This window comes from Mizugakiibacter sp. (genome assembly GCF_039680435.1).
Taxonomy (GTDB): domain Bacteria; phylum Pseudomonadota; class Gammaproteobacteria; order Xanthomonadales; family Rhodanobacteraceae; genus Mizugakiibacter.
The window spans coordinates 98,659-106,019 of the sequence record NZ_JBDKSX010000023.1; the positions used below are offsets into that span (position 1 = coordinate 98,659).

Genomic DNA, 7,361 nt, shown 5'->3' on the forward strand with positions numbered 1-7,361 from the left:
GGCAGGCGCATGGCAACCGTAGGGTGGGCTCAAGCCCACCCTTCGGGTGCGTCGGCTGCGAACGACGGGGAGCTGAAGCCCACCCGGGCTAGATCAGGCGGATCTCGCGCAAACGCTGCTGCAGGTAGCCGTGCGCGGTGATCGGCTCGGGATAGCGGCTGGGGTTGTCGGCGCTGACGCAGGACGGCAGCACGTCGATCAGGAAATCCGGATTCGGGTGCAGGAAGAACGGCACCGAGTAGCGTGGCCTGCGCGCGTTGGCGCCGGGCGGGTTGACCACGCGGTGCGTGGTCGAAGGGTACGCGTGGTTGGTCAGGCGCTGCAGCATGTCGCCGATGTTGACCACGATGGCGTCGCCCTGCGTGGTGATCGGCAGCCACGCGCCCTCGCGGGTCAGCACCTCCAGGCCTTCCGCGCTGGCGCCGACCAGCAGGGTGATCAGGTTGATGTCCTCGTGCGCACCGGAGCGCACGTTGGGGACGTCGCCCCGTTCGATCGGCGGGTAGTGGATCGGGCGCAGGATCGAATTGCCGCAGTCGGTCTTGTCGTCGAACCAGCGCTCCGGCAGGCCGATGTGCAGGGCCAGCGCGCGCAGCACGCGCGTGCCGAGCTGGTCCAGCGCCTGGTACAGCGCGTAGCCGCGCTCGCGGAAGCCGGGCACCTCCGCCGGCCACAGGTTGGGCGCCATGACCGCGGCGTGCTTCGCGTCGCGCGGGATCTCGCGGCCGATGTGCCAGAACTCCTTGAGGTCGGGGTGGCGGCTGTCCCTGGCGGTCTCCACGCCGAACGGCGTGTAGCCGCGCGCGCCGCCGCCGCCCGGCACGTGATACTTCATCTTCACGTCCGTCGGCAGCGCGAAGAAACGCCTGAACGCGTCGTAGGCGCCGTCGATCAACGCCACGGGGATGCCGTGGCCGCCGATGCAGCAGAAGCCGAATTCGCGATAGGCGGCGCCGAGCTCCGCCACGAAGGCGGTGCGGTCGCCGTCGTAGCGGCGGATGTCGAGGGTCGGAACCTGCCGCACGCTCATGCCGTCTGCGCCTGCGTGCGCGCCGCGCTGCGCACCGCGTCGGCGAGTTGTGCGACCAATTGCCGCACCTCGTCCGCGTCCGCCGCCTCGACGGTAACGCGCACCACCGGCTCGGTGCCGGACGGCCGGAGCACGACCCGGCCGCGCCCTTCCAGCGCGCGCTGCGCCGCGCCGAGCGCCTGCTGCACGGTGGCGGCCGCAACCAGCGCGGCGCCGCCCGCCGCGGCGACGTTGACCGTGGTCTGCGGCAGCTTGTGCAGGCCTTCGCGCGCCTGCGCCAGCGTGCAGCCGGCGCGCATCAGCGCGTCGAGCACGGCCAGCGCGCAGACGAGGCCGTCGCCGGTGCTGGCGCGGTCGAGGCACAGGATGTGGCCCGAGGTCTCGCCGCCCAGCACGCCGCCGTGCTCGCGCAACTGCTGCAACACGTAGCGGTCGCCGACCCTGGCACGCAGGAACGGCACGTCCATCCGCGCCAGCGCGCGCTCCAGGCCGTAGTTGCTCATCAGCGTGCCGACCACCGGACCGCGCAGCAGGCCGCGCGCGCGCCAGTCGCAGGCCAGCACGTAGAGCAGGTCGTCGCCGTCGGCGAGCGCGCCGGCGTGATCGACCATCTGCACGCGGTCGCCATCGCCGTCGAAGGCGATGCCGAGGTCGGCGCCCTGCTCGCGCACCGCCCGCATCAGCGCACCCGGCCTGGTCGAGCCGACGTCGCGGTTGATGTTGAAGCCGTCCGGCGCGCAGCCGATCGTGACGACCTCGGCGCCCAGCTCGGCGAACACGTGCGGCGCGACCTGGTAGGTGGCGCCGTGCGCGCAGTCGACCACCAGCTTCATGCCGCGCAGGCTGAACCCGGCCGGCAGCGTGGCCTTGCAGTACTCGGCGTAGCGCGCCGAGGCGTCCGCCACCCGCAGCGCCTTGCCGAGGCGCTCGGGCGGCACGGTGAGGAACGGCGCGTCGACCTCGCGTTCGATCGCCACCTCGACCGCGTCGTCCAGCTTCTCGCCCTGCGCCGAGAAGAACTTGACGCCGTTGTCCTGGTGCGGATTGTGCGAGGCGCTGATCACGATGCCGGCGCTGGCGCGCAGCGAGCGGGTCAGGTAGGCGACCGCCGGCGTCGGCATCGGCCCGAGCAGGCGCACGTCGGCGCCGGCGGCGACCAGGCCGGCCTCCAGCGCGGACTCGAACATGTAGCCGGACACGCGCGTGTCCTTGCCGATCAGTACGCTGGCGCGGCCGTCGGCTCCGCCCAGCACGGCGCCGGCGGCGCGGCCCAGCTTGAGCATGAACTCCGCGGTGATCGGCCACTCGCCGACGCGGCCGCGGATGCCGTCGGTGCCGAAGTATTTGCGGGACTCGGGACTCGGGACTCGGGACTCGGGCAGGGGGTCGCTAACTTGAGGCTCGGGTGCTGGGGCCGGCGCGACAGCATACCGCTTGTGGGGGCGGCCTCGGCCGTGGCGGCGCAAGTCCGGTCGGGGCCGAAGCCCCGCCCGCAGCCGAAGCCAGGCGCTCAGTCGTCGTCGCCCCAGCGCGGCTTCGCCGCTGCGGGCGCACGCGCGGGCGCGCCCGCGCCCGCCGCCACCGCCTGCCATACCGCCAGCGCGTCGCGGGTGGCGGCGACATCGTGCACGCGCACGATGCGCGCGCCGCGCTGTACGGCGATCAGCGCCGCCGCGACCGAACCCGTGGCGCGTTCGTCCGGTGCCTTGCGCCCGGTCAGCGCGCCGATCATCGACTTGCGCGACAGCCCGACCAGCAGCCCGGCGCCGAGATCGCGGAAGCGCTCCAGCGCGCGCAGCAGCGCCAGGTTGTGCTCGAGGGTCTTGCCGAAGCCGAAGCCGGGATCGACCAGCACGCGCTTGCGCTCGATGCCGGCCATCTCGCAGGCGAACAGGCGCTCGGTCAGGAAACGGTGCACCTCGGCGGCCACGTCGTCGTAATGCGGCGCCTCCTGCATGCTGCGCGGCTCGCCCTGCATGTGCATCACGCACACCGGCACCTTCAGTTCCGCCGCGGCGTCGAGCGCGCCTTCGCGGCGCAGCGCGTACACGTCGTTGATCAGGCCGGCGCCGGCGGCGACCGCCGCGCGCATCACTTCCGGCTTGGAAGTGTCGACCGCGATCGGCACCGACACGCGCGCGGCGACCGCCTCGATCACCGGCACCACGCGCGCGATTTCGGCGGCGGCGTCCACCGCCTCCGCCCCGGGGCGCGTGGACTCGCCGCCGACGTCGAGCAGGTCGGCGCCCTCCTCGACCATGCGCAGCGCATGCTCGACCGCGCGCGCAGGGTCGAGATAGCGACCGCCGTCGGAGAACGAGTCGGGGGTGACGTTGAGGATGCCGCAGACGCGCGGGCGATCCAGCGCCAGCGCGCGGCCGGCGCAATCGAGGGTCGGCGTGGTGTCGAACATGCGGCGTGCCGCTCGCGCAGGAGAGCGGCGCCGGCCCGACCGGCCGGCGCCGCGTCTTCTCAGTGCTGACCGGCGGGCGCGCCGACCGTGCTGCCGGCCTCGCGGCCGGCGGCGCTGCCGCTGCCGCCGTTGCCGGAGCCGCCGCTCGGCGCGCGCCAGTCGCGCGGCGGGCCGGGCTCGCGGCCGGCCATGATCGCGTCGATCTGCTCGCGGTCGATGGTCTCGTACTGCAGCAGCGCCTGCGCCATCGCGTGCAGCTTGTCCATGTCGCGGGTGAGGATGGCCTTGGTGCGCTGGTAGGCGCCGTCGAGGATCTCGCGCACGACCTCGTCGATCTTGCGCGCGGTCTCGTCGGCGACGTTCTTGTGCTGGGTCACCGAGCGGCCGAGGAACACCTCCTCGTCCTGCTCGCCGTAGGTCACCGGGCCCATCACCGTGGACAGGCCCCACTTGGTGACCATGTTGCGCGCCATGCGCGTGGCGCGCTCGATGTCGTTGGAGGCGCCGGTGGTGACCTTCTCCTCGCCGAAGATCAGCTCCTCGGCGACGCGGCCGCCGTACAGCGAGCACAACTGGCTCTCGATCGCGGTCTTGCTGAGGCTGTAGCGGTCGTTCTCCGGCAGGAACATGGTCACGCCCAGCGCGCGGCCGCGCGGGATGATCGTGACCTTGTGCACCGGATCGTGGTCGGGCACCGACAGGCCGACGATGGCGTGGCCGGCCTCGTGGTAGGCGGTCAGGCGCTTCTCGTCCTCGCTCATCGCCAGCGAGCGCCGCTCGGCGCCCATCATGATCTTGTCCTTGGCGCGCTCGAAGTGGGCCATGCCGACCTCGCGCGCGTTCTCGCGCGCGGCGAACAGCGCCGCCTCGTTGACCAGGTTGGCGAGGTCCGCGCCGGAGAAGCCCGGCGTGCCGCGCGCGATCACCATCGGCTCGACGTCGGTCGCGACCGGTACCTTGCGCATGTGCACCTTGAGGATCTGCTCGCGGCCGCGCACGTCGGGCAGGCCGACCACCACCTGGCGGTCGAAGCGGCCCGGGCGCAGCAGCGCCGGGTCGAGCACGTCCGGGCGGTTGGTGGCGGCGATCACGATGATGCCCTCGCTGCCCTCGAAGCCGTCCATCTCGACCAGCAGCTGGTTCAGCGTCTGCTCGCGCTCGTCGTGACCGCCGCCCAGGCCGGCGCCACGGTGGCGGCCGACCGCGTCGATCTCGTCGATGAAGATGATGCACGGCGCGTGCTTCTTCGCCTGCTCGAACATGTCGCGCACGCGCGCGGCGCCGACGCCGACGAACATCTCGACGAAATCGGAACCGGAAATGGTGAAGAACGGCACCTTGGCCTCGCCGGCGATGGCCTTGGCCAGCAGCGTCTTGCCGGTGCCCGGCGGGCCGACCATCAGCACGCCGCGCGGGATCTTGCCGCCGAGCTTCTGGAACTTGCCGGGGTCGCGCAGGAAGTCGACCAGCTCCTTGACGTCCTCCTTGGCCTCCTCGCAACCGGCCACGTCGGCGAAGGTGACCTTGACCTGGTCCTCGCCCTGCAGGCGCGCGCGCGAGCGTCCGAACGCCATTGCGCCGCGGCCGCCGGCGCCGGACTGCATCTGCCGCATGAACCAGATCAGCAGGCCGATGAAGATCAGGAACGGCACCCAGTCGAGCAGGATGCGCAGCAGCGAGACGCCGTTGTCGGACGGTTCCTGGCGCACCTGCACGCTGTGCTTTTCGAGCAGCGGCTGCAGCGCATCGTCGCCGGACACCGGGATCACGCTGCGCAACGGCGTGCCGTCCTTGAGCTTGCCGGTCACCGTGGTCGGCAGGTTGGCGCTCAGCGTGATGCTCTGCACGTTGTTGTTCTGGACCTGCTGCTTGAAGTCCGAATACGGCATGTCCTGCGCCGAGCTGCTGCGCGGATTGAAGCTCTGGAACACGGTCAACAGCACGACCGCGATCACCAGCCAGAGCAGCACGTTCTTGGCCATGTCGTTCATTCGGACTCTCACTCTTCGGGCCGCCGCTCAGCCGCGGCGGCCGGTCGCCAGCGCGTAGACCTCGCGCGAACGGGCGCGCGAGGCCTTCGGTTTACGCATGGTCACGCGCTCGAACTCCGCGCGCAACCTGCGCAGGTACTCGTCGAAACCCGTTCCCTGGAACAGTTTCACCAGGAACGCTCCGCCCGGCTTCAGCCAGGCGCAGGCGAACTCCAGGGCCAGTTCAGCCAGTTCCATCGCCCGCGCCTGATCGGCCACGGCCACACCGGTCATATTGGGGGCCATGTCGGACAGGACAAGGTCGACCTTCTGCCCGCCCAGCAGGCTTTCCAACTGTTTCAGCACGGCTTCTTCGCGGAAGTCGCCCTGCAGGAACCCGACCCCGGCGATGCCCTGCATCGGCAGGACGTCCAGCGCGATCACGCGGCCGCTGTCGCCGAGGCGCTCGCGCACGACCTGCGACCAGCCGCCCGGCGCGGCGCCGAGGTCGACCACGGCGATGCCCGGCTTCAGCAGGCGGTCGCGCTCGATCAGTTCCTCGAGCTTGAACGCCGCGCGCGAACGCAGGCCCTGCGCCTGCGCGCGCTTGACGTAGACGTCGTCGAAATGCTCCCGCAGCCAGCGGGCGCTGCTCTTGCTGCGCGGCATGATGGAATCGACGGGCGCAGGCGCGCGCACAGGGGAGGATGGCCGCATGATAACCTTTTCGTCTTCACCGCCGCGATCGCGAACCTGAACGATGCCGCTCTCTCCGACCCAGCGCCGCTACCTGCGCGGCCTCGCCCATCCGCTCAAGCCGGTGATCCTGCTCGGCGCCAAGGGCGTCAGCGACGCCGTGCTGAAGGAACTCTCGCTCGCGCTCGACCACCACGAGCTGATCAAGGTCAAGCTGGCCGGCGAAGACCGCCCGGCGCGCCAGGCGCAGGTGCAGGCGCTGCTCGACGGCAGCGGCGCCGAGCTGGTGCAGCAGATCGGCCATATCGCCTGCCTGTACCGCCGCAACGCCGACGAGCCGAAACTGGCGCTGCCGCGCTGAGGGAGTCGCTGCCGTGGAACTCAACCTCGAACGACCCGGCGAATACCTGTTCGTGCGCCGCGGCGACGCGCACAGCGTCACCGTCGTCGACCACGTGCTCACGCGCAGCTTCGTGCTGGCACGCGAGACGCTGATCGAGGACTGGCCGGTGGCGGACGTGCAGGCGATCGACGAGGCGCAGCTTGCGCCGATCTTCGCGCTGCAGCCCGAGGTCGTGCTGCTCGGCACCGGCGCGCGCCAGCGCTTTCCCGCGCAGGCGATCGTGGCCGCGTTCCTGCAGCGCCGCGTCGGCGTCGAGGTGATGGACAACGCCGCCGCCAGCCGCACCTACAACGTCCTCGCCAGCGAGGGGCGGCACGTGGTCGCGGCGTTCATCCTCGAATAGGCCGGGAGGCGCGCGGCGGGCGCCGCAGGACGGGGAACACGGCTCAGCCACCCTGGCGCCGCTCAGCGCGGCGGCAGGTAATCCAGCGGATCGACCGGCTTGCCGTCGCGGCGCACCTCGAAATGCAGCTCGTCGCGCGGCGCACCGCTGGCGCCCATCTCGGCGATCTGCTGGCCGGCGGCGACGCGGTCGCCTTCCTTGACCAGGCGCCGCCGATTGTGGCCGTAGGCCGACAGGTAGCTGTCCGAGTGCTTGACGATGATCAGCTCGCCGTAGCCGATCAGGCCGTTGCCGCTGTAGACCACGGTGCCATCGGCGGCCGAGCGCACCGGATCGCCGGACTTGCCGGCGATGTCGATGCCCTGGCGCGTCGGATCGCCGCCCTGGAAACGGGACAGCAGCGCACCGTCGGCGGGCCAGCGCCAGGCGACGCCGTCGACGCTGCGCGCGCCGGCCGGCACCGGCGCCGCCGCGGTCGGCGCCGCGACCGCCGCACTCTGCTCAGC

Annotated in this window: 8 protein-coding genes; 2 read left to right on the plus strand and 6 right to left on the minus strand. The window is 71.7% G+C overall.

Going from position 1 to position 7,361, the window contains the following annotated elements; all coding sequences use genetic code 11:
- Window positions 1-88 precede the first annotated feature (88 nt).
- The 5 genes from ABFC67_RS02275 to rlmE all read right to left on the minus strand — a co-directional run bounded on the left by ABFC67_RS02275 (window position 89) and on the right by rlmE (window position 6,082).
- The gene (locus tag ABFC67_RS02275) at window positions 89-1,030 is read right to left on the minus strand and encodes a 2-oxoglutarate and iron-dependent oxygenase domain-containing protein (RefSeq protein WP_346736409.1); all 942 of its coding nucleotides are present in this window, start codon (window positions 1,028-1,030) and stop codon (window positions 89-91) included.
- Window positions 1,027-2,412, minus strand: coding sequence for a phosphoglucosamine mutase (glmM, locus tag ABFC67_RS02280; protein WP_346736422.1), 1,386 nt, complete (start codon window positions 2,410-2,412; stop codon window positions 1,027-1,029). Before glmM ends, ABFC67_RS02275 begins: the two co-directional genes overlap by 4 nt.
- A 128-nt stretch (window positions 2,413-2,540) precedes the next feature.
- Window positions 2,541-3,443 carry a dihydropteroate synthase gene (gene folP / locus ABFC67_RS02285; RefSeq protein ID WP_346736410.1) on the minus strand — a complete coding sequence of 301 codons (903 nt, stop codon included), beginning with the start codon at window positions 3,441-3,443 and terminating at the stop codon, window positions 2,541-2,543.
- Between the two features lie 59 nt (window positions 3,444-3,502).
- The gene (ftsH, locus tag ABFC67_RS02290; protein ID WP_346736411.1) at window positions 3,503-5,434 is read right to left on the minus strand and encodes an ATP-dependent zinc metalloprotease FtsH; all 1,932 of its coding nucleotides are present in this window, start codon (window positions 5,432-5,434) and stop codon (window positions 3,503-3,505) included.
- A 27-nt stretch (window positions 5,435-5,461) separates the two neighbouring features.
- Complete coding sequence (gene rlmE / locus ABFC67_RS02295; RefSeq protein WP_346736412.1) at window positions 5,462-6,082, minus strand: 23S rRNA (uridine(2552)-2'-O)-methyltransferase RlmE; 621 nt, start codon at window positions 6,080-6,082, stop codon at window positions 5,462-5,464.
- A gap of 91 nt (window positions 6,083-6,173) precedes the next feature.
- On the opposite strand from rlmE, the gene yhbY reads away from it, so the two are divergent.
- Together yhbY and ABFC67_RS02305 are read left to right on the plus strand one after the other, a co-directional pair.
- Window positions 6,174-6,470: a ribosome assembly RNA-binding protein YhbY gene (gene yhbY, locus ABFC67_RS02300; protein ID WP_346736413.1), complete on the plus strand. Its 297-nt coding sequence runs from the start codon at window positions 6,174-6,176 to the stop codon at window positions 6,468-6,470.
- A 13-nt stretch (window positions 6,471-6,483) separates the two neighbouring features.
- Window positions 6,484-6,855 (plus strand): Mth938-like domain-containing protein, encoded by a 372-nt coding sequence (locus ABFC67_RS02305; RefSeq protein WP_346736414.1) that lies wholly within the window; start codon window positions 6,484-6,486, stop codon window positions 6,853-6,855.
- 62 nt (window positions 6,856-6,917) lie between these two features.
- Here ABFC67_RS02305 and ABFC67_RS02310 read toward each other — a convergent pair.
- Window positions 6,918-7,361 (minus strand): peptidoglycan DD-metalloendopeptidase family protein (locus ABFC67_RS02310; RefSeq protein WP_346736415.1); only part of this gene is annotated, 444 nt, incomplete at its 5' end.

What these genes read in the sequence shown, in the direction of transcription:
- ABFC67_RS02275 (WP_346736409.1), bottom strand. Translation starts at nt 1,030, where the DNA reads ATGAGCGTGCGGCAGGTTCCGACCCTCGACATCCGCCGCTACGACGGC.
- folP (WP_346736410.1), bottom strand. Translation starts at nt 3,443, where the DNA reads ATGTTCGACACCACGCCGACCCTCGATTGCGCCGGCCGCGCGCTGGCG.
- ftsH (WP_346736411.1), bottom strand. Translation starts at nt 5,434, where the DNA reads ATGAACGACATGGCCAAGAACGTGCTGCTCTGGCTGGTGATCGCGGTC.
- rlmE (WP_346736412.1), bottom strand. Translation starts at nt 6,082, where the DNA reads ATGCCGCGCAGCAAGAGCAGCGCCCGCTGGCTGCGGGAGCATTTCGAC.
- yhbY (WP_346736413.1), top strand. Translation starts at nt 6,174, where the DNA reads ATGCCGCTCTCTCCGACCCAGCGCCGCTACCTGCGCGGCCTCGCCCAT.